Consider the following 19,180-nt stretch of genomic DNA (forward strand, 5'->3'; position numbering starts at 1 on the left):
AAAGTTCAAAATGAAATATACAACATTACCTCATTCAGATATTAAGGTTAGCAAACTCTGTTTAGGAACCATGACTTGGGGAAATCAGAATACGCAAGAAGAAGGATTCGAGCAAATGAATTATGCTGTAGAACAAGGCATAAATTTCTTTGACACGGCCGAATTATATCCTGTGCCAGCACAAGAATCGACGTATGCAGAAACCGAACGCATTATTGGAAAATGGTTAAAACAGACAGGAAAACGAGAAGATATTGTTTTGGCTTCTAAAATTGCAGGAACAGGCGATTATACGGCACATATTAGAACAAATGGGTTTGCGCCAGAAGCGATTGAAAGTGCTATAGAGAATAGCTTAAAACGCTTGCAGACAGATTATATAGACTTGTTTCAATTACATTGGCCGGAACGTGAATCTAATTTTTTTGGAACACGCGATTATAAACACAATCCGAACGATCCTTGGGAAGATAATTTTAACGAGGTCTTAAACAGTTTAGATAAAGCCATTCAGGCAGGTAAAATCCGTAACATTGGAATATCCAATGAGAAAGCTTGGGGAGCTATGCGCTATTTAGAAGAGTCTAAATATAACGCGATGCCTAGAATGAAAACCATTCAGAATTCGTATTCGCTAATAAACAGAGGTTTCGAAACTGATTTAGCAGAAATAGCCATGCGAGAAGGTTTAGGACTTTTAGCCTATTCGCCAATGGCATTTGGAGTGTTGTCTGGTAAGTATGTAGAAGGTTTGGCAAATGAAAACTCGAGATTAAATTTATATCCGCGTTTTTCACGTTATAGTAGTGTGAATTGTACTAAAGCTGTGACACAATATTTACAAGTAGCGAAAGATCATGGCTTAAGTTTGGCTCAAATGTCTTTAGCATTTGTAACCCAACAACCCTTTGTAACTAGTAATATAATTGGAGCATCTAAGATGGAACAACTAAAAGAAAATATTGCTAGTATTGAGGTGGATTTAACAGAGGAGATTATTGCTGAAATTAATAAGATACATGAAGATATCCCTAATCCAGCAACTTAATTATTGAACGTTTAGAAGATGTGTTTTAAATTTATATGGAGTTGAAATTGGTTCAAAAGAGAGGCTCTAGAACTCAGGAGTTTGAATTGATTAATGATAGCGAATTATTAATTAAGGAGAAAAATTTTCTAAATTCTAAAGAATGGACTGTAGATATAGAATCTATTGGACATCAAAAAATTATAGAAGCACATTCTAGAAACGGATTACGAATTGTAGGTAGTTGCTTTATTTTAATAGCACTAACGAGTTGGATTGCTTTTTTTGTTGAAGATAACTTAAACGGAGAATTCGACGGGTTAATTTGGGGTGGCTTATTTTCTTTAGTATTAGGGATAACGTGTTTTAAGGCACCGCTTAATAATTTGCTAATTTTAAATGGAGGGTATTCTAATTTAAAGTTTTTTTTGGATTCGCCTTCCCGAGAAGAGGTAGAAGCTTTTGTGAATACATTAATAGCCTTGTCTAAAGATAAATTACGACAAAAATACTCTAGAGTAGATTCGGATATTCCAGAAGACACCTTTATGAATCAATTAAATTGGTTACTTAACTCTAAGTTAATCAGTGAAAAGGAATTCGAGGAAAAGAAAATAGAATACAAGCTTTCTAAATTAATTAAATAAGTTTGATTTAGTTTAGATCTTATTTTACAGTATAAAAAAAGCCTTACTTTAAATAAGTAAGGCTTTTCTATTAGTTGATTTGATTACCATCTTTATCAAAAAAGTGGTATTCTAGATATGTGTAAGCATCTCTGGGCATAATTTTTACCCATTTTTTGTGTTCAATAAACCATTTTGAACGTATGGATGGGAAGCCTGTTGTTAAAAAGGCTGCTATAAAAGGATGTGTGTTTAAAACGATCTTTTTATAGTCTTTTTTTAATAGTCGCTCAAGTTCTTGCGTTATTTTTTGTACCAATACTATTGGTGCTTCAACTTCTTCGCCTTGAACACCGTTTGGGTTATCTTCACGGGTTTTTATGTTCATTTCTGGACGAACACGCTGTCTTGTAATTTGTATCAACCCAAATTTACTTGGAGGTAATATTTTGTGTTTCGCTCTATCATCCTTCATTTCATCACGAAGGTAATTGTAGAGTGTCTTTCTGTTTTCAGCATTGGTCATGTCTATAAAGTCGACAACTATAATACCTCCCATGTCGCGCAGACGAAGTTGTCTCGCAATCTCTTGGGCGGCTATCATATTGACTTCTAATGCTGTGTCTTCTTGAGAATTGGCTTTGTTAGAGCGGTTACCGCTGTTAACATCTACAACATGCAGGGCTTCGGTGTGTTCTACTACCAAGTAGGCGCCTTTTGCCATAGAAACCGTTTTTCCAAACGACGTTTTAATTTGTCTTTCTACTCCAAATTTTTCAAAAATAGGAACATTAGACTGATACAATTTGACTATTGATTCTTTGTTAGGTGCAATAAGTTGCACATAGTCTTTAATTTGGTGATAAAGTTCTTCATCATCAACCTGTATGCTTGTAAAGGTGTCGTTAAAAATATCTCGTAATATAGACGAGGCTTTGTTTAATTCTCCTAAAACTTTACTAGGGTGATGTGCTTTGTTAAGTTTCTTACACATTGCGGTCCAACGACCAAGCAAATTTTGCAAGTCTTTATCTAATTCGGCAACTTTCTTGCCTTCTGCTACTGTACGAACAATAATCCCAAAACCTGGAGGCGTAATGCTTTTAACCAGACGCTTTAGGCGGTCTTTTTCTGCTTTGTCTTCAATTTTTTGTGATATTGAAATACGATCGGAAAAAGGAACAAGAACAATATATCTACCAGCAATAGAAAGCTCGGAGCTTATCCTAGGGCCTTTGGTAGAGATGGGTTCTTTTACAATTTGTACGAGTAATGATTGATTAGATTTTAAGGCGTCTACGACGCTTCCATTCTTATCAATCTCTTTTTCAAAAGGAAAATCTTTTAAAAAGAAATCTTTTAGTTTACCTGTGCTTACACTCTTTGTGAATTTTAAAAGTGAAGGAAGTTTAGGTCCCAAATCGTGATAGTGTAAAAAGGCATCTTTTTCGTAGCCTACGTTTACAAAAGCAGCGTTTAGTCCTGGAACAGTTTTTCTTATTTTGGCGATAAACACGTCACCAACAGAAAAGTTATTCCCTCCTTCGTCTTTATGTAATTCAATAAGTTTTCCATCTTTTAATAAGGCAAAATCAACATGTTGGGGATTAGATCTTACGATCAATTCTTTATCCATTTCGTTAATTTATATCCATACTATTAAGTTTGAAATTTAAAGTTTAAAGCTGAAAAAATAAATTTTCAACCTTAAACTTAATACTTCAAACCAAACTGTACAGATGGATTATACATTATTTTTTCACAGGATTTAATCTGTGGAGTTTCCTTTTTTTGCGAAAGGTATATCGCGGGGAAACTCATGTCAAAGAACAATTTGATAAAAACCAAAAAAGTAGTTATAAAACTACTTTTTGGGATTATTTTTTCTTTTTGTGACGATTAGCGCGTCTACGTTTCTTACGCTTATGCGTCGCTACCTTATGTCTTTTACGTTTCTTACCACTTGGCATAGATCTGTCTTTTTTAGGTTAATATTTAGTTTTTTGTTATTCTTTAACGTCTACATTGGTTTTTACACCTTCTACAAATACTTTTGCAGGTTTAAATGCAGGAATGTTGTGTGCAGGAATTTTAATAGTAGTATTCTTAGAAATATTTCTACCCGTTTTTTCAGCTCTAGTTTTGATGATAAAACTACCAAAACCTCTTAAATATACGTTATCACCAGCTTCTAAAGATGTTTTTACCTCTTCCATGAATGTTTCCACAGTCGCCTGAACGTCACCTTTCTCGATTCCTAATTTCTCAGAAATTTTCGCTACTAAATCAGCCTTAGTCATTATTTATTATGTTTAAAGTTATCAATTAATTATAAAGGGATGCAAATATAGTCATTTAATATTCAATATTTCAAACCTAATTCATTAAAATTTAAGATTATAAACGATTATTTTTGTCACGCCTAATTTTAATATATGACTTTTAGTAAAATCTTAACAGATTGGTATTCAGTAAATAAGCGTCAACTTCCTTGGAGACAGACAACTAATCCGTATTACATATGGTTGTCAGAAATAATTTTACAGCAAACTCAAATTAAGCAAGGGTTACCATATTATCAAGATTTTGTATCGGTATTTCCTACTGTTTTCGATTTAGCAAACGCAAATGAAGCCGAAATATTAAAACTTTGGCAAGGTTTAGGGTATTATTCTAGGGCTAGAAACTTACATGCAGCAGCAAAATATGTGGTAGAAGACTTAAATGGTGTCTTTCCAACAAATTATAAAGACTTGCTAAAACTTAAAGGTGTGGGCGATTATACGGCAAGTGCTATTGCTTCTATTTGCTATAACGAAGTGTCTGCTGTGGTAGATGGTAATGTGTACAGATTATTGTCGCGTTATTTTGGGATATATACACCTATTAATTCTTCTAAAGGAGCCAAAGAGTTTAAAGCTCTTGCTCAGGAATTAATAGATAAAAAAGATCCGGCTACGTTTAATCAGGCGGTAATGGAGTTTGGTGCCATACAGTGTAAGCCTAAAAGTCCTGATTGTACTGTCTGTCCGTTTAATTCTAGTTGTTATGCGTACGGTAAGGATGTGATTTCAGAATTACCAGTTAAAATTAAAGCAGCCAAAGTGTCTAAAAAGTATTTTAATTTTTTAGTATTTCTAACACCTAGTCAGACTACCATTTTAGAGCAACGTCAAGGAAAAGGGATTTGGCAAAACTTGTATCAGTTTCCTTTAATAGAATCGGAAAAAGCGTTAACATCTAAACAACTTCAGCAGGAATTGGAGCAGTTTGAGCTTTTAGAAGGTAAAACTTTTGAAGTGTCTTTATATAATAAAGACGAAATTGTTCATAAATTGTCACATCAGCATTTATATACCCAATTCTGGATCGTTGAGGTCGATGCAAATTTAGCAGGTGAAATACCTGTGTCTGAGGTGGAAGATTTCCCCGTTCCTATTTTAATTGGAAATTTTATTGAAGACTTTAATTTTTAACCTTTATTAATTTATATCTCATAATTTTTTTATTAAATTTAAAAAAGTTGAACTACAAAGTGTAATTTTGCAGTTCGTAATATAATAATTTATGGCTGGTACGTTAAATAAAGTAATGCTTATAGGGCATTTAGGAGATGATGTTAAAATGCACTACTTCGAAGGAGGTGGTTGTGTGGGGCGTTTTCCTTTGGCCACTAACGAGACCTATGTGAGTAAGCAGACTAACGAACGCGTTACAAACACAGAATGGCATAATATTGTTGTGCGTAACAAAGGAGCAGAAATTTGCGAAAAGTATTTAAGTAAAGGAGATAAAATCTATGCCGAAGGTCGTCTTAAAACCAGAAAATGGACAGACGAATCAGGACAAGAACGTTACTCTACCGAGATACAATGTACAGATTTTACCTTTTTATCAACTAAAAAAGAAAGTGGGACAAATGCAGAGCAATCTTCGCAAGCTACAACTCCCACAGAAAATAAACCGACAGCAAGTCAAAATGCAACTAAAGAAGCAGAAGACGATTTGCCATTTTAATTGTTTAACTAATTTTAATTTCCATTGGACCCCGACCCCTCGAGTATTTTAGCCCTGATTTCCATGATTAATGTCCCGTTAGTCTTTGGGATTGTCCTTTTATGTGTTTTACTTATTTGTTCTGCACTAATCTCTGGAGCGGAAGTAGCTCTCTTTTCTTTAACTGTAACCGATATTGACGAAGGCATAGAAAACGATTCTAAAGCCATACAGGTTATTGCTAAATTGTTAGAACGCCCTAAGAAATTACTGGCAACCATTCTTGTTGCGAATAACTTTATAAATATTGGTATTGTTATTCTCTTCGCGTATTTAAGCGATATTCTCTTTAGTGGTGTGACTTCAGAAGTGGTTCGTTTTGTTGTTGAGGTGGTACTAGTAACCTTCTTAATTTTACTATTCGGAGAAATTTTACCAAAAATTTACGCGAGTAGAAATAAAATGAAATTTGCTACATTTATGGCTGTTCCTCTTCAGGTTATGGACTTTTTGTTCGCGCCTTTAAGTTTGCCAATGCGAAGTATTACATTAGCAATTCATGATAAATTAGGAAAGCAAAAATCTAATTTAAGTGTCGATCAACTGTCGCAAGCATTAGAGTTAACCAGCGAAGAAGATACTTCTATGGAAGAGCATAAAATTTTAAAAGGAATTGTCTCTTTTGGAAATACCGATACCAAACAGGTTATGCGACCACGGATAGATATTTTTGCGCTGAACGAAAATTTAAAATATCCTGAAATTATTCCTGAGATTGTTGCAAATGGCTATTCTAGAATTCCGGTTTACGCAGATAATATAGATAATATAAAAGGTATTCTTTACGTTAAAGATTTACTACCTTATGTAGATAGAAAACAATTCGATTGGAATGCTTTAATTCGTGAACCGTTTTTTGTTCCTGAGAATAAGAAACTGGATGATTTAATGTCAGAATTTCAAGAGAAAAAAGTGCATTTAGCAGTCGTTGTAGATGAATATGGCGGAACTTCAGGTTTAATTTCTTTAGAAGATATTATTGAAGAAATTGTAGGTGAAATTAGCGACGAATATGACGATGAGGATTTGATTTATTCGAAATTAGACGACCATAACTTTGTGTTTGAAGGTAAAACACCACTGAAAGATTTTTATAAAATTATTAAAGTTGAAGACGATACTGTCTTTGAACAAAAAAAAGGTGAAGCAGAAACCATAGCAGGATTTGTGTTAGAGCATTCAGGTGCTTTTCCTAAATTAAATGCTAAGATACATTTTGAAAATTATCTGTTTACAGTGGAAGCCTTAGATAACAAACGCATAAAACGCGTAAAAGTTACCGTATCCTAATATGTTAAAATACATTCAAAATAGTTTTTTGCTTTTATCCCTTATTTTAGTAGCATCTTGTGCAGAAGATCCTACGCCAAAACCCAATGCGTATTTAAGATTGAGTTATCCGGAAGCGAACTATAGCGACGTTAATTTAGATGTTCCGTTTACCTTTCAAAAGAATAAATTTGCAACTCAGGTTGGCGTGAAAAAAATGGCGGGCGCAGATAATTATGGTGTAAATATTACCTATTCTAATTTAAAGGGAACTATATTTTTAACGTATAAAAACATAAATAAAGACTCCAAAAATTTGATGGAATTTATGCGAGATGCGCAAAATTTTACGCAGAAGCATACCATTAAAGCCGACGAAATTATAGAACAAGTTTACATAAACGAAGATCGTAAAGTGTACGGTATGTTTTATGAAGTAGGAGGGAACGCAGCGTCTCAATCTCAGTTTTATGTAACCGATAGCGTTAAGCACTTCTTAACAGGTTCGTTGTATTTCTATGCAAAACCAAACTACGATTCTATTTTACCGGCAGCTAAATATTTAGAAAAAGATATAAAGCAGATTATGGAATCGGTGACTTGGAAATAGTTCTTTCACTCCTTTTTTTATATCGCTTTTTTTCTATTCTTTGTTGTATTCTAGGCAAAACGTCTGATGGAGATTGTGATGCGTTTTAGTTGGTTTTAACTTCTTTAAATTACTCATGTTGTCCATTATGAATTGGTTTTATATGAATTAGAAAATCATTTTATTTTAGATTTCAAAAAAATGATTAATTTAAGGGGATGAAAAAACTAAAGAAAGAAGATATAAATCAGGAGGTTTTTGATTTATATGACGATTATGCCCATAATAAAATTGAAAGGCGTCAATTCTTAAAGAAACTATCACTTTATGCTGTGGGAGGCATTACCATGTCCTCGCTGCTTAGTTTTATTTCTCCGAATTATGTCGACCACATTTTAGTTAGTAAAGAGGATACGCGTCTAGATTCTAAATACATTACCTATAATTCGCCTAGAGGAGGTGGAGGTATAAAGGCGTTGCTTTCAACTCCGCAAACTGTTACAGAAAAACTTCCTGGGATTATTGTGGTTCATGAAAATAGAGGGTTGAATCCGTATATAGAAGACGTAGGACGGCGTGCTGCCTTAGAAGGTTTTATATCTATTGCTCCCGATGCATTAACACCGCTTGGTGGTTATCCTGGTAATGATGATGAAGGGAGAGAAATGCAAAAGAAACGGGATAAGAATGAGATGTTAGAAGATTTTATAGCCGCTTTTAATTATCTTAAGAATCATGAAAAATGTTCTGGTAAAATTGGAGTTGTTGGCTTTTGTTTTGGTGGATGGATATCTAATATGATGGCTGTTCGGGTTCCCGATTTGGGTGCCGCGGTGCCGTATTATGGGAGTCAGCCGAATGCCGAAGATGCCTCAGAAGTGAATGCGCCATTGATGTTTCATTTTGCGGAGTTAGACAAGCGTGTTAATGCAGGTTGGCCTACTTATGAAGAGGCGCTTAAAGAAAATAATAAATTTTATGAAGCTTTTATCTATCCAGAGGTAAATCACGGATTTCATAACAATACAACACCGCGTTACGACGAAGTTGCAGCAAGTTTGTCTTGGAGCAGAACAATCGATTTTTTTAAGGATAATCTAACATAGTTTTATTTAAATATAAATACAAGCATCTTTAACGAGGTGCTTTTTTTGTTTATTAAAATTGGGTAATCTACGTTTATGGCACATTCTCCTATTTGTGAAAAACAGAGAAAAAAGGTGGCTTAATTGTTGTTTAATTAGATTTATAGTATAATTAAAAGATATAACGAACAACATTTCTACTGTAATTGATTTATATTTAAGGGTTTCCAATTTAGGAAATGAAATAAAAGAAATAAGATACGCGTATGTGGTTACGGATTAGTTGTGATTTAGCTTTTACTATAAAAACGCCTACACCGTTTATTTTAATGTTACGTCCTCGTAGTGGGGAAGAACAGTGGATTGAGCACGATGAATTTAAACTATGTCCAAATGTACCTATTATAGAATTTACAGATGGCTACGGCAATCTTTGTCAGCGCCTTATTGCTCCATTAGGAGATTTTAGAATTCATACCACCTCGGATGTGCAAACTTCAGAATTTGTAGATGTGGATCTTTATGCACCTTTTGTAGAAATACAAAACTTGCCTAATAATGTGCTTTGCTTTTTATCGCCTAGTCGTTATTGTGAGTCCGATCGTTTTAATGATATGGCTAACACTATAACTAGTGGGAAACTTCCAGGATATCAACAAGTGCTGGCTATAGAAGATTGGTTACGTAAAACCATTAGTTATATTCCTGGTAGTAGTGAATACCCAATGTCGGCTATAGAAGTGAATAAGAAAGGTTCTGGTGTTTGTCGAGATTTGGCACATTTAGGGATTGCGCTGTGTAGAAGTTTAAGTATTCCTGCCCGAATGGTTGTAGGGTATTTACACGATTTAAAACCAATGGATATGCATGCGTGGTTTGAGGCTTATGTTGGTGGACGTTGGTATGTTTTTGATGCTACTCAAACAGGAGCAAAAGGAGGCTATGTGTCTGTTGGGTATGGTTTAGATGCTTCAGATGTGGCTATCTTTACTCAATTTGGACCTGAAATTGATATTATACAACAGCAGATTACAGTGGTACAAATTAAAAACTAAGCGAATAATCTTTAATCTGATATATAAGTGTTTGGTATAAACTAAAATAGCATCTCGGTCGAGATGCTATTTTAGTTTATGTCTATAAAAAAAAATTAAGCTTTTTTTGTCGCGCAACATCCTGCTTTACTTTCTGCAGTGCAAGCCATTGCAACCGCGTTAGATTTACTAGAACATTCGCCAGTACATTCGCCTTCACAGTCTCCTTTGCAAGTCATTTTTTTAGATGCTTCTGTGTTTGTTTCGTCTGCACTTGTTGTATCAAGTTCTTCAACGGTCTTCATGTCTTTAACGCTATACATATCTCCTGTTTTAGCTACAGTTTCTTCAAGAGTTGCAGGGGTCACTTTTGCAACATCGTATTCTACCATTGCTAATTTCTTTTCGAAATCTACAGTTGCAGATTTAATACCGTCAAGTTTAGATAATTTTTTCTGTATGGTATTTGCGCAACCAATTTGGCACGTCATTCCTTCAATAGTAAACTCTGCTTTTGCATAGGTTGCATTAGGATCTAATGTTTTGGTCGCAGTTTCTGCTGGAGCAGCTGTTTCTACAGTTTTTATTTCTGGCTCTGCTGTTTTGTCTTTACATGAAAATGCTAAAACAGAAACAAAAACTAGAGTGAGAAGAATTTTTAAATTTTTCATAAGAATTATAGTGTTTGTAGTGTCGACAAATTTAATAATTAATGTGATTTTCTGTGTTAAAAGTTTCATTTTTGTGGACTTAGAAAAAGCTTATGAGTGAAAATACTTTAAAATGGACTTACCTGTTTACATTATCTTTAATTTGGGGAAGCTCCTTTATTTTAATGAAAAAAGCATTAATAGGCGTAACGCCTTTTCAGTTAGGTGCTTTACGGACTATTTTTACAGCCTTGATTTTATTTACGGTAGGTTTTAAATATGTGAAAACTATAGATAAAACGGCTTGGAAATGGGTGGCTCTATCGGGTGTTTTTGGTTCGTTAATTCCTGCGTTTTTGTTTGCAATTGCAGAAACAGAAATTGATAGTGCCATTGCTTCTATTTTAAATTCCTTGGTACCACTTCAAACCATATTAGTTGGATTTGCTGTTTTCCAGATTTCTTCTACTAAAAGGCAAGTATTAGGAGTCGCTTTAGGTTTTATTGGGACTGCCTTGTTGGTTATGGAAGGTGCCGATTTAAATCCGCATCAGAATTATTTATACGCTGGATATATTGTTTTGGCAACGGTAATGTATGCTTTTAATGTGAATATTATTAAGAGTCATTTACAACATTTAAAACCGTTAACTATTGCTACAGGTAATTATGTAGTTATTCTAATTCCGGCTCTAATTGTATTATTGCTTTCTGGCTTTTTTGAATCTTCTAGTTTGCAAAAACCAGAATTAAAGATGGCACTAGTGTATGTGTTTATTTTGTCCTTTTTCGGAACCGCTTTAGCTAAAGTTCTATTCAATAAATTAATTAAAATTTCAACACCAGTTTTTGCATCGTCTGTAACCTATGTTATGCCAATAGTAGCTTTAACTTGGGGTTTTTTAGATGGCGAAGGATTTAGTGTGTTGCAGGGACTTGCCTCTTTAGTAATCTTGCTGGGTGTGTATTTAGCAAATAAAAGAGCATAAAAAAACCGAAGCGTGAACTTCGGTTTTAAAAATTTAAAACGGATTTAACTATTGAAAATCGGCGTCAGTTACTCCAGAATTTACAAGAACTTCCATTAATTTTGCATGTATTGGTTGTCCCATTTGTGTGCTTTCTTTTACCGAAGGAAATAAGATGCCTTCAAAAGCTTTATAGTCTTTAAGCAAAGAATCTTGAACTTGAGATTTTCCTCCCATACTGATTACTTGAGTTTCCTTAACCTTTAAACCGGTTTCCTTATCGTAATATAAGCTGTAAGATACTGTTGTCCCAGGAACTTCTATTTTATATGCTTCACTACCTTCTATATCTTCGATACCCGCTAATTTAGCAGTACCTAAGGTTAAGATGTTTTGTTCCATAAATAAACCAGAAGATATTCTCATGTCTGTAGCCATTTCTGCAGGGATTGGATTTTTAGCACCGCCTTGTTTTACAAAGACTTCTTCTGGTGTTACAATCATGGCCATCATTAAATTATCATTCATAAAAACATTCTGAGCTAATTTTCCAGAGGTACGTTTTTCTTCAGCAATTATTTTAGCGCCCATTGCTTCTGCTTCATATTTAATAGCCAACGTATTTACTTTGTCTAATTTTTCTTTACCACCAATAGCGGTTAAATAGTTTTGTAGAACTTGCTCGGCAGTGATGTCTGTTGGAACAGCACTTTCGTAATTTGGCTTGTCTATAGGTGTCGCGTATGCATCGTAATATTTAACAGGAATTCCTGTTTTTTCAAGGTTAGTTAAAACATCACTTCCTTTACCTACAATTATAATTCGCGCATTCTTAGATTGAAAATATTTGTTGGCAGCATTTTGTACATCCGTAGCTGTTAATGCATTTATTTTTTCTAAATAGGTTTCGTAAAAGTCACTTGGTAGATCGTTTAATTTAATATTTAGAGCATATCTTGCCACGGTTTCAGGTTTTTCTAAAGCCATTACAAAGCTTCCTATATATTTGGCTTTAGCACTTTCTAAATCTTTAGGGTCTACAGGTTCTGTTTTAATTCTGTTGATTTCGTTTAAAATCTGAACAGCAGCACTATCGGTTACAGCGTTTCTTACTTGAGAGCTAGCGGTAAAACGAGCACCATTGTAGCGGCTGTCACTAAGAGATGAATAAGCACCATACGTATATGCATGTTCTTCACGAAGGTTTTTAAACAGATACCCTTCACCACCACCACCTAAAATGTAGTTTGCAATTTGTGCCGCAAAATAATCAGGGTCATTCATTTTTAAATCAACATTATTAGTTACAACAATGTTAGATTGTACAGCGTTAGGCATGTCTACAAAATCTATTTGAGTCGTAGCTACGTTTGGAGTAACTGCAGGAAGTGTGGTTTTAATTTCCGCACCTTTTTTCCATTTTCCAAAATCTTTTGTGATTGCTTTTTTAGCTGTTTTAAAATCGATATCTCCAACCACTATTAAATAGGCATTATTTGGAATAAAGTAGGTGTTGTAGAAGTCTTTAACATCTTGAAGTGTGATGTTGTTCACGGTTTCTTCTGTAATAAATTCTCCGTAAGCAGTATGTTTTCCATAAGATAATGCAGATCCTACTCTAGAGGCAATTGCATCGACACTTTTTTCTTCAGATTTTAAACCTTCAATTAATTGGTCTTTACTTTTTAGAAATTCTTCTTCTGTAAGTAATGGGTTTATAGCGGCATCGGCCATTAATTCTAAAATACGATCGGTGTATTTTGTTAAAGAAGAGGCGTAAGCGCTCTGAGAGCCAAATCCTAATCTTGCACCTAAGAAATCTATTTCATCGTTAAATTCATCTTTAGGAATCGAGGTTGTTCCGTTACCTAACATGTCTGAAAGTAAACTCGAAACTCCAGCTTTATTGCCTTCAGTAACGGGTTTATTGTCTAATGTTAATGAGTATGTTACTTTAGGTAATTTATGATTTTCTACGACAAGAACCTTTATTCCGTTTTTTAACTGGAATTCTTGAGGTGTTTCTAGTGAGATTTTTGGAGCTGGTCCTGGTTCAGGTTGTTTAGATCTGTCTATTTGTGCGTGAACGCCAACAGACATTAAAAACAAGACTAATAATACTGATATTTTTGTTTTCATTTTTGTGTACGTCTTTTTTATTATTGCTTCTTTTCTTCTGGTAAGTATTCTAGTAATAACCTTTGGTTAGGGTTTAAATACTTTTTAGCAACGGCTTGAATATCTTCTCTAGTAATAGATCTGTATATATTAATTTCGTCATTAATTAAATTCACATCGTCGTAAAGTAAATAGTAAGTCGCTAAAGAGCTCGCAATACCTTCGACACTAGAATTTGAGTTGACAAAACTATTTTCGAACTGATTAAGTAACTTTTGGTGATCTCTTTCTGAAATTAAATTCGTTTGAATTTTTACGATTTCCTCATCGATTTCTTTAGTTAAATCGGCAAGTTTTACATCGCCTAAAGGAAGCCCGTAAACAATATAAGAACTGTAATCTTCTTGGCTAATATTCATAGCTCCGACTTGCATAGCCATCTTTTTTTCGTCTACAAGTTTTTTGTATAATTTAGAAGACTTTCCACCGCTTAAGTATTCAGAAATCATATTTAGCACGTAAGAATCTTTGTCTTTGTAAGACGGTGTTCTGTAGGCTTGAATAATGGCAGGGATTTGGATATTACTATCGTATGCCTTAGCATTAATTTCTTTAGTAATTGGTGTTTCTTTTGGTAAGTTTCGTGTTACAGGTGTTCCTTTTGGAATAGGACCAAAATAATCTTGAATCATTTTTTTTACTTCGGTCTTGTTTATGTCTCCTGCCACAACCAAAACGGCATTGTTTGGAATGTAAAACTTTTTGTTGAACGCTTGAAATTCTTCTAATGTAGCAGCGTCTAAATGTTCCATTTCACCAATTGTAGTCCATCGGTATGGGTGTTCTTTAAATAAGTTAACCTTAACTTTTTCTAAGAATTTTCCGTAAGGTTGGTTGTCTACACGCATGCGTTTTTCTTCTTTTACAACCTCATTTTGTGTGTCTACACCAATTTGGTTAATAATAGGATGCATTAAACGTTCAGACTCTAACCATAAACCAAGTTCTACTTTGTTAGAAGGGAAGACTTCGTAATAATACGTTCTGTCGTCTGTAGTGTTGGCATTAAATTTTCCGCCGTTAGCAGGAATAATTTTCATGAATTCGCCACGTTCAATGTTTTCTGTACCTTCAAATAAAAGATGTTCGAAGAAATGAGCAAATCCAGTACGCTCTGGGTTTTCGTCTTTAGCTCCTACGTGGTACATTACAGAAGTTGTAACCACTGGCGCAGTATTGTCTTGGTGTAAAATTACATGGAGTCCGTTGTCTAAATCGTACTCTTCAAATTCAACTTTTTGAGCTGTTGCCAAATGGCCTACAAGCAACAAAGAAGCTAAAGTAAATAAGCGTTTTTTCATTGTGCGTTTGTGTTTTGAGTGATTAGTTTTAATGTGAATTGTTTTTTTTGGTTAATTGTAATACTTTAAGTTGAATACTATAAAATGAGAATTTCATGTAAAAAATAGGTCTCAATTATAGCTAGCACAAAATATAATAAAATTGGGTTTTGTTACTGTTTTTTAATTGGTATTATTAAAATTTAGGATGTAAATATTTATCACCCTGAAATATTGTGAATTTCTGAAAATAATATTTTGAAAAAAAACATTATTGTAAAAGGTGTTGGGCGATTTGTATAAAATGCTTGTTTGAAAATGAAAGACTTATAAAGCTAATTGTTTTAATGTTAAGGCATAAAATCATTTCAAAAGCCATAAAACGTTTGTAGTTTAATTAATTAGGTGTATATTTGCACCCGCCTATCGCAAGATTGGCTTATTTTTGAATCAAATTAATTAATAAAAACGTTACGCTATGTACGCAATTGTAGAGATAGCAGGGCAACAATTTAAAGTTGAAAAAGACCAAAAAGTGTTTGTTCACCGTTTAGCTTCTGAAGAAGGAGATGCAGTATCATTTGATAATGTACTTCTTATAGGAGATGGTGACAATATTACTTTAGGCGCCCCGGCTATAGATGGAGCACAAGTAAGTGCAAAAATCTTAAAACACCTTCAAGGTGATAAAGTTATTGTTTTCAAGAAAAAGAGACGTAAAGGATACCGTGTTAAAAACGGTCACCGTCAGGCTCTTACTGAAATCGTAATTGAAAGCATCGATGCTTCTGGAGCTAAAAAAGCTGCACCAGCAAAGAAAGCTAAAAAGGCAACTGCTAAAGCAGATGACTTAAAGAAAATCGAAGGTGCTGGACCAAAAGCTGCTGAAGCTTTAGTTGCTGCAGGAATCGATACTTTTGCTAAAGTTGCTAATACTCCTGCTGAGAAATTAAGCGAGGTATTAACTGCTGCAAGCTCAAGATTATCTCACATTGTTACAGAAACTTGGCCACAACAAGCTCAGTTAGCTGCAGACGGTAAATGGGATGAGTTAAAAGTATTACAAGACAAATTAGACGGTGGAATTGAAAAGTAATTTTCAAATTCATTATTATTAACAATATAAAACCTTAAGACAATGGCTCACAAAAAAGGGGTAGGTAGTTCTAAAAACGGTAGAGAATCAGAATCAAAACGCTTAGGTGTTAAGATTTTTGGTGGTCAAGCTGCAATTGCTGGAAATATCATCATAAGACAAAGAGGAAATACACATCACCCAGGTGAAAATGTGTATGGAGGTAAAGATCATACATTACACGCAAAAGTGGATGGTGTTGTGAAATTTACAAAGAAAAAAGACAACAAGTCTTACGTTTCTATAGTTCCTTTCGAGGTTTAAGAAATAATTTTCTTTACAATATAAAAGTCCTTGTACATCTGTACAAGGACTTTTCTTGTTTCCATTAACTAATGTGTTATTCTGTAATTTATTTTAAGTTAATGCATAAAAAATCCCGAACATAAACTGCTCGGGATTTTTAATAGTTATAAAACAGTTACTAATACATTAGCAACATATGTCTATTTAGTATCTATAGTACTCAGGTTTGTAAGGACCTTCAACCATTACACCAATATATTCAGCTTGATCCGATTTTAATTCAGTCAGTTCAACACCAATTTTAGCTAAGTGTAATTTTGCTACTTTTTCATCTAAATGCTTAGGTAACATATATACTTCGTTTTTGTAAGCATCTCTGTTAGTCCACAATTCGATTTGAGCTAATGTTTGGTTAGTAAATGAGTTACTCATTACAAAACTTGGGTGTCCTGTTGCACAACCTAAGTTTACTAAACGACCTTCTGCAAGTAAAATAATATCTTTTCCGTCTATAGTATATTTATCTACTTGAGGCTTAATTGTATTTTTAGTATCTCCGTAGTTATCGTTTAACCATCCTACTTGGATTTCGTTATCGAAGTGACCAATGTTACATACTATGGTTTTATCTTTCATGGCTTTGAAATGCTCAGCACGAACGATGTCTTTGTTCCCTGTTGTAGTAATAACGATATCGGCAGTTGTAACAACAGTTTCTAATTTCTTAACTTCAAAACCATCCATTGCCGCTTGTAGTGCACAAATTGGGTCGATTTCTGTAACAGTAACAATACTACCAGCACCTTTAAAAGAAGCGGCTGTACCTTTACCAACATCACCATAACCACAAACAATAACACGTTTACCAGCTAACATAACATCTGTTGCACGACGAATAGCATCTACAGCACTTTCTCTACATCCGTATTTGTTATCGAATTTAGATTTTGTAACCGAGTCGTTAATGTTAATCGCAGGCATTGGTAATGTTCCGTTTTTCATACGCTCGTATAAACGGTGCACTCCAGTTGTAGTTTCTTCAGATAAACCATTAATTCCATCTACTAATTCAGGATATTTATCTAAAACCATATTGGTTAAATCTCCACCATCATCTAAGATCATGTTTAAAGGTTTTCTGTCTTCACCAAAGAATAAGGTTTGTTCTATACACCATTCAAATTCTTCTTCTGTTAAACCTTTCCAAGCGTAAACTGCAGTACCACCATCGGCAATTGCAGCTGCAGCTTGATCTTGAGTAGAGAAAATATTACAAGAACTCCAAGTTACTTCAGCTCCTAAAGCTTTTAAAGTTTCAATTAAAACAGCAGTCTGAATCGTCATGTGTAAACATCCTGCAATTCTAGCGCCTTTTAACGGTTGGCTATCTTTGTATTCTTCACGAAGGCTCATTAACCCAGGCATCTCTGCTTCAGCTAATTCAATTTCTTTTCTTCCCCAAGCCGCAAGCGACATGTCTTTTACTTTATAAGGTATGTATGGAATCGTTTTTGTATTCATAATTGTATATTTGTCTCTTAATTTAAGAGTGTAAAGTTACATAATAAGTACGAGAAATATAAATGCCAGTATATAAAACCCTACATCCAAACTCACAAACTACTGTTAAGATTTGGAAGATCACAGAATCTTATGATGAATTGTTTCAGGGAGTTAAGCTAAAACCTGAAAGTTTAGAACGTGTTTTAGGCATGAAAAGTGAGCTGCATCAACGCGGATTTTTAAGTGTTAGGCATCTTTTAATGGCATTGGGTTATTCCGATTTTGATTTGTTTTACGACGAAAATGGTAAGCCCTATTTAAAGGATGGCCGGCAAATTTCTATAACACATTCATTTACATTCTCTGGCGTAGTGATTAGTGATAATAAAACAGGCATTGATATTGAGAAAAATCGAGAAAAAGTTAAATTAATCGCCCATAAATTTTCAAATTATGAATTCTGCTATTTAAATAAAGATGAAATTGATTATGTAAAAAAACTTACCGTAATTTGGGGAACAAAGGAAGCATTGTATAAACTGTATGCAACGCCAGGATTAAGTTTTTACAATCATATTTTGGTGATTCCTTTCGATTTAGAAGCAGGCAAAACAGTAGCTTGGATTGATTATGAAAATAGCAAGAGTCGATTCGATATCTATTTTTTGGGATTGGAAGATTTTACTTGTGTATATACTATTACATAAATGAAAAACGTATTAAATAATATTCAACATAATATTTTCGTTAACAATAAACAGTTGGCGGTATTAATCGATCCTGAAAAAATAAGGTTGAGTGATGTTGAAGCATTCGTTAAGAAAATAAATAAATCTGTAGCGAATTATATTTTTGTAGGTGGTAGTACTGTCCCTGTAGATCTTACCGAGCCTTTGGTGGTCGAAATTAAAAAACATACAAACCTTCCTGTTATTTTATTTCCAGGCGATGTTGCGCAAATAACAAATAAGGCAAATGCCTTGCTATTTATATCGTTGTTATCGGGAAGAAATCCGGCCTATTTAATAGGTAAGCATGTTGAAGCGATTCCGCGACTTAAAGAAACTACTTTAGAAATTATTCCAACTGGATACCTTTTAATAGAGAATGAAGGTGTAGAAACTATGGTTCAGAAAGTAACTGAAACCGAGCCTATGCCAACAAAACAAATAGAAAATATTGTAAATACAGCCTTGGCGGGAGAATTACTTGGTATGCGACTAATTTATTTAGAAGCGGGAAGTGGTGCTAAAAATCCTGTGTCTCCAGAAATTATTAAGGCCGTAAGGGATGATTTAAGTATTCCGTTAATTGTGGGTGGTGGAATTAAATCTAAAGCACAATTAAATGCTGCGTTTGAGGCCGGTGCAAATATTGTGGTTATTGGAACTGCTTTAGAAAAAAACGACGAGTTCTTTGAAGAACTAAGACGCTGGTAAATTTCTAATTTAGTTCTGAATTAATTCTTATAAACTAAAATCCTTAGTATTTTTGAGTATTCTAAAAATGGTATTTTAAAACGTTTTTAGGTTAA

The 19,180-nt window shown here is 34.1% G+C and carries 19 protein-coding genes; 13 read left to right on the forward strand and 6 right to left on the reverse strand.

Annotated features, from left to right (window positions below; all coding sequences use genetic code 11):
• The first annotated feature begins 10 nt into the window (after positions 1–10).
• Both ACKC83_RS06310 and ACKC83_RS06315 read left to right on the forward strand, forming a co-directional pair.
• On the forward strand, positions 11–1,048 hold the full coding sequence (locus ACKC83_RS06310; RefSeq protein WP_434037425.1) for an aldo/keto reductase: 1,038 nt from the start codon (positions 11–13) through the stop codon (positions 1,046–1,048).
• A gap of 35 nt (positions 1,049–1,083) precedes the next feature.
• The gene (locus ACKC83_RS06315; protein WP_434037426.1) at positions 1,084–1,674 is read left to right on the forward strand and encodes a hypothetical protein; all 591 of its coding nucleotides are present in this window, start codon (positions 1,084–1,086) and stop codon (positions 1,672–1,674) included.
• Between the two features lie 70 nt (positions 1,675–1,744).
• On the opposite strand, the gene ACKC83_RS06320 is transcribed toward ACKC83_RS06315, so the two are convergent.
• Both ACKC83_RS06320 and ACKC83_RS06325 read right to left on the reverse strand, forming a co-directional pair.
• Positions 1,745–3,289: an Rne/Rng family ribonuclease gene (locus ACKC83_RS06320; RefSeq protein ID WP_434037427.1), complete on the reverse strand. Its 1,545-nt coding sequence runs from the start codon at positions 3,287–3,289 to the stop codon at positions 1,745–1,747.
• A gap of 370 nt (positions 3,290–3,659) precedes the next feature.
• Positions 3,660–3,953, reverse strand: coding sequence for an HU family DNA-binding protein (locus ACKC83_RS06325; RefSeq protein ID WP_038532346.1), 294 nt, complete (start codon positions 3,951–3,953; stop codon positions 3,660–3,662).
• Positions 3,954–4,088: 135 nt separating this feature from the next.
• On the opposite strand from ACKC83_RS06325, the gene mutY reads away from it, so the two are divergent.
• From mutY to ACKC83_RS06355, 6 genes are all read left to right on the forward strand, one after another.
• Positions 4,089–5,129 carry an A/G-specific adenine glycosylase gene (gene mutY / locus ACKC83_RS06330; protein ID WP_434037428.1) on the forward strand — a complete coding sequence of 347 codons (1,041 nt, stop codon included), beginning with the start codon at positions 4,089–4,091 and terminating at the stop codon, positions 5,127–5,129.
• Between the two features lie 91 nt (positions 5,130–5,220).
• Complete coding sequence (locus ACKC83_RS06335; protein WP_414035615.1) at positions 5,221–5,670, forward strand: single-stranded DNA-binding protein; 450 nt, start codon at positions 5,221–5,223, stop codon at positions 5,668–5,670.
• A gap of 24 nt (positions 5,671–5,694) precedes the next feature.
• Positions 5,695–6,999 (forward strand): gliding motility-associated protein GldE, encoded by a 1,305-nt coding sequence (locus ACKC83_RS06340; RefSeq protein ID WP_414035614.1) that lies wholly within the window; start codon positions 5,695–5,697, stop codon positions 6,997–6,999.
• 1 nt (position 7,000) lies between these two features.
• Positions 7,001–7,588, forward strand: coding sequence for a gliding motility lipoprotein GldD (gldD, locus tag ACKC83_RS06345; RefSeq protein WP_434037429.1), 588 nt, complete (start codon positions 7,001–7,003; stop codon positions 7,586–7,588).
• 197 nt (positions 7,589–7,785) lie between these two features.
• Positions 7,786–8,673, forward strand: coding sequence for a dienelactone hydrolase family protein (locus tag ACKC83_RS06350; RefSeq protein ID WP_434037430.1), 888 nt, complete (start codon positions 7,786–7,788; stop codon positions 8,671–8,673).
• A 245-nt stretch (positions 8,674–8,918) separates the two neighbouring features.
• The gene (locus tag ACKC83_RS06355) at positions 8,919–9,707 is read left to right on the forward strand and encodes a transglutaminase-like domain-containing protein (RefSeq protein WP_434037431.1); all 789 of its coding nucleotides are present in this window, start codon (positions 8,919–8,921) and stop codon (positions 9,705–9,707) included.
• A gap of 95 nt (positions 9,708–9,802) precedes the next feature.
• On the opposite strand, the gene ACKC83_RS06360 is transcribed toward ACKC83_RS06355, so the two are convergent.
• Positions 9,803–10,357 carry a heavy-metal-associated domain-containing protein gene (locus tag ACKC83_RS06360; protein WP_434037432.1) on the reverse strand — a complete coding sequence of 185 codons (555 nt, stop codon included), beginning with the start codon at positions 10,355–10,357 and terminating at the stop codon, positions 9,803–9,805.
• 92 nt (positions 10,358–10,449) lie between these two features.
• Between ACKC83_RS06360 and ACKC83_RS06365 the strand changes: the two genes are divergently transcribed.
• Positions 10,450–11,325, forward strand: a complete 876-nt coding sequence (locus ACKC83_RS06365; protein WP_434037433.1) for a DMT family transporter — start codon at positions 10,450–10,452, stop codon at positions 11,323–11,325.
• A gap of 48 nt (positions 11,326–11,373) precedes the next feature.
• Here ACKC83_RS06365 and ACKC83_RS06370 read toward each other — a convergent pair whose 3' ends face one another.
• Both ACKC83_RS06370 and ACKC83_RS06375 read right to left on the reverse strand, forming a co-directional pair.
• A complete protein-coding gene (locus ACKC83_RS06370; protein WP_434037434.1) occupies positions 11,374–13,443 on the reverse strand; it encodes a M16 family metallopeptidase in 2,070 nt (689 codons plus the stop codon).
• A gap of 20 nt (positions 13,444–13,463) precedes the next feature.
• Entirely contained in the window at positions 13,464–14,783 is a 1,320-nt protein-coding gene (locus ACKC83_RS06375; RefSeq protein ID WP_434037435.1) for a M16 family metallopeptidase, read from the reverse strand.
• Between the two features lie 457 nt (positions 14,784–15,240).
• Here ACKC83_RS06375 and rplU point away from each other — a divergent pair, with 457 nt between their 5' ends.
• Together rplU and rpmA are read left to right on the forward strand one after the other, a co-directional pair.
• Complete coding sequence (gene rplU / locus ACKC83_RS06380) at positions 15,241–15,858, forward strand: 50S ribosomal protein L21 (RefSeq protein WP_414035606.1); 618 nt, start codon at positions 15,241–15,243, stop codon at positions 15,856–15,858.
• A gap of 42 nt (positions 15,859–15,900) precedes the next feature.
• A complete protein-coding gene (rpmA, locus tag ACKC83_RS06385) occupies positions 15,901–16,161 on the forward strand; it encodes a 50S ribosomal protein L27 (RefSeq protein WP_299777719.1) in 261 nt (86 codons plus the stop codon).
• A 186-nt stretch (positions 16,162–16,347) separates the two neighbouring features.
• Here rpmA and ahcY read toward each other — a convergent pair whose 3' ends face one another.
• Entirely contained in the window at positions 16,348–17,664 is a 1,317-nt protein-coding gene (ahcY, locus tag ACKC83_RS06390) for an adenosylhomocysteinase (RefSeq protein WP_434037436.1), read from the reverse strand.
• A gap of 62 nt (positions 17,665–17,726) precedes the next feature.
• Between ahcY and ACKC83_RS06395 the strand changes: the two genes are divergently transcribed.
• Both ACKC83_RS06395 and ACKC83_RS06400 read left to right on the forward strand, forming a co-directional pair.
• Positions 17,727–18,353: a 4'-phosphopantetheinyl transferase family protein gene (locus ACKC83_RS06395; RefSeq protein ID WP_434037437.1), complete on the forward strand. Its 627-nt coding sequence runs from the start codon at positions 17,727–17,729 to the stop codon at positions 18,351–18,353.
• Positions 18,354–19,085: a geranylgeranylglyceryl/heptaprenylglyceryl phosphate synthase gene (locus ACKC83_RS06400; RefSeq protein WP_434037438.1), complete on the forward strand. Its 732-nt coding sequence runs from the start codon at positions 18,354–18,356 to the stop codon at positions 19,083–19,085.
• Positions 19,086–19,180 lie beyond the last annotated feature (95 nt).

This window comes from Formosa bonchosmolovskayae (genome assembly GCF_051016085.1).
In the GTDB taxonomy this organism is placed as follows: domain Bacteria; phylum Bacteroidota; class Bacteroidia; order Flavobacteriales; family Flavobacteriaceae; genus Formosa.

Coding starts and splice junctions, on each gene's coding strand:
- ACKC83_RS06310 (WP_434037425.1), top strand. CDS start 11: ATGAAATATACAACATTACCTCATTCAGATATTAAGGTTAGCAAACTC.
- ACKC83_RS06315 (WP_434037426.1), top strand. CDS start 1,084: ATGGAGTTGAAATTGGTTCAAAAGAGAGGCTCTAGAACTCAGGAGTTT.
- ACKC83_RS06320 (WP_434037427.1), bottom strand. CDS start 3,289: ATGGATAAAGAATTGATCGTAAGATCTAATCCCCAACATGTTGATTTT.
- ACKC83_RS06325 (WP_038532346.1), bottom strand. CDS start 3,953: ATGACTAAGGCTGATTTAGTAGCGAAAATTTCTGAGAAATTAGGAATC.
- mutY (WP_434037428.1), top strand. CDS start 4,089: ATGACTTTTAGTAAAATCTTAACAGATTGGTATTCAGTAAATAAGCGT.
- ACKC83_RS06335 (WP_414035615.1), top strand. CDS start 5,221: ATGGCTGGTACGTTAAATAAAGTAATGCTTATAGGGCATTTAGGAGAT.
- gldD (WP_434037429.1), top strand. CDS start 7,001: ATGTTAAAATACATTCAAAATAGTTTTTTGCTTTTATCCCTTATTTTA.
- ACKC83_RS06350 (WP_434037430.1), top strand. CDS start 7,786: ATGAAAAAACTAAAGAAAGAAGATATAAATCAGGAGGTTTTTGATTTA.
- ACKC83_RS06355 (WP_434037431.1), top strand. CDS start 8,919: ATGTGGTTACGGATTAGTTGTGATTTAGCTTTTACTATAAAAACGCCT.
- ACKC83_RS06360 (WP_434037432.1), bottom strand. CDS start 10,357: ATGAAAAATTTAAAAATTCTTCTCACTCTAGTTTTTGTTTCTGTTTTA.
- ACKC83_RS06365 (WP_434037433.1), top strand. CDS start 10,450: ATGAGTGAAAATACTTTAAAATGGACTTACCTGTTTACATTATCTTTA.
- ACKC83_RS06370 (WP_434037434.1), bottom strand. CDS start 13,443: ATGAAAACAAAAATATCAGTATTATTAGTCTTGTTTTTAATGTCTGTT.
- ACKC83_RS06375 (WP_434037435.1), bottom strand. CDS start 14,783: ATGAAAAAACGCTTATTTACTTTAGCTTCTTTGTTGCTTGTAGGCCAT.
- rplU (WP_414035606.1), top strand. CDS start 15,241: ATGTACGCAATTGTAGAGATAGCAGGGCAACAATTTAAAGTTGAAAAA.
- rpmA (WP_299777719.1), top strand. CDS start 15,901: ATGGCTCACAAAAAAGGGGTAGGTAGTTCTAAAAACGGTAGAGAATCA.
- ahcY (WP_434037436.1), bottom strand. CDS start 17,664: ATGAATACAAAAACGATTCCATACATACCTTATAAAGTAAAAGACATG.
- ACKC83_RS06395 (WP_434037437.1), top strand. CDS start 17,727: ATGCCAGTATATAAAACCCTACATCCAAACTCACAAACTACTGTTAAG.
- ACKC83_RS06400 (WP_434037438.1), top strand. CDS start 18,354: ATGAAAAACGTATTAAATAATATTCAACATAATATTTTCGTTAACAAT.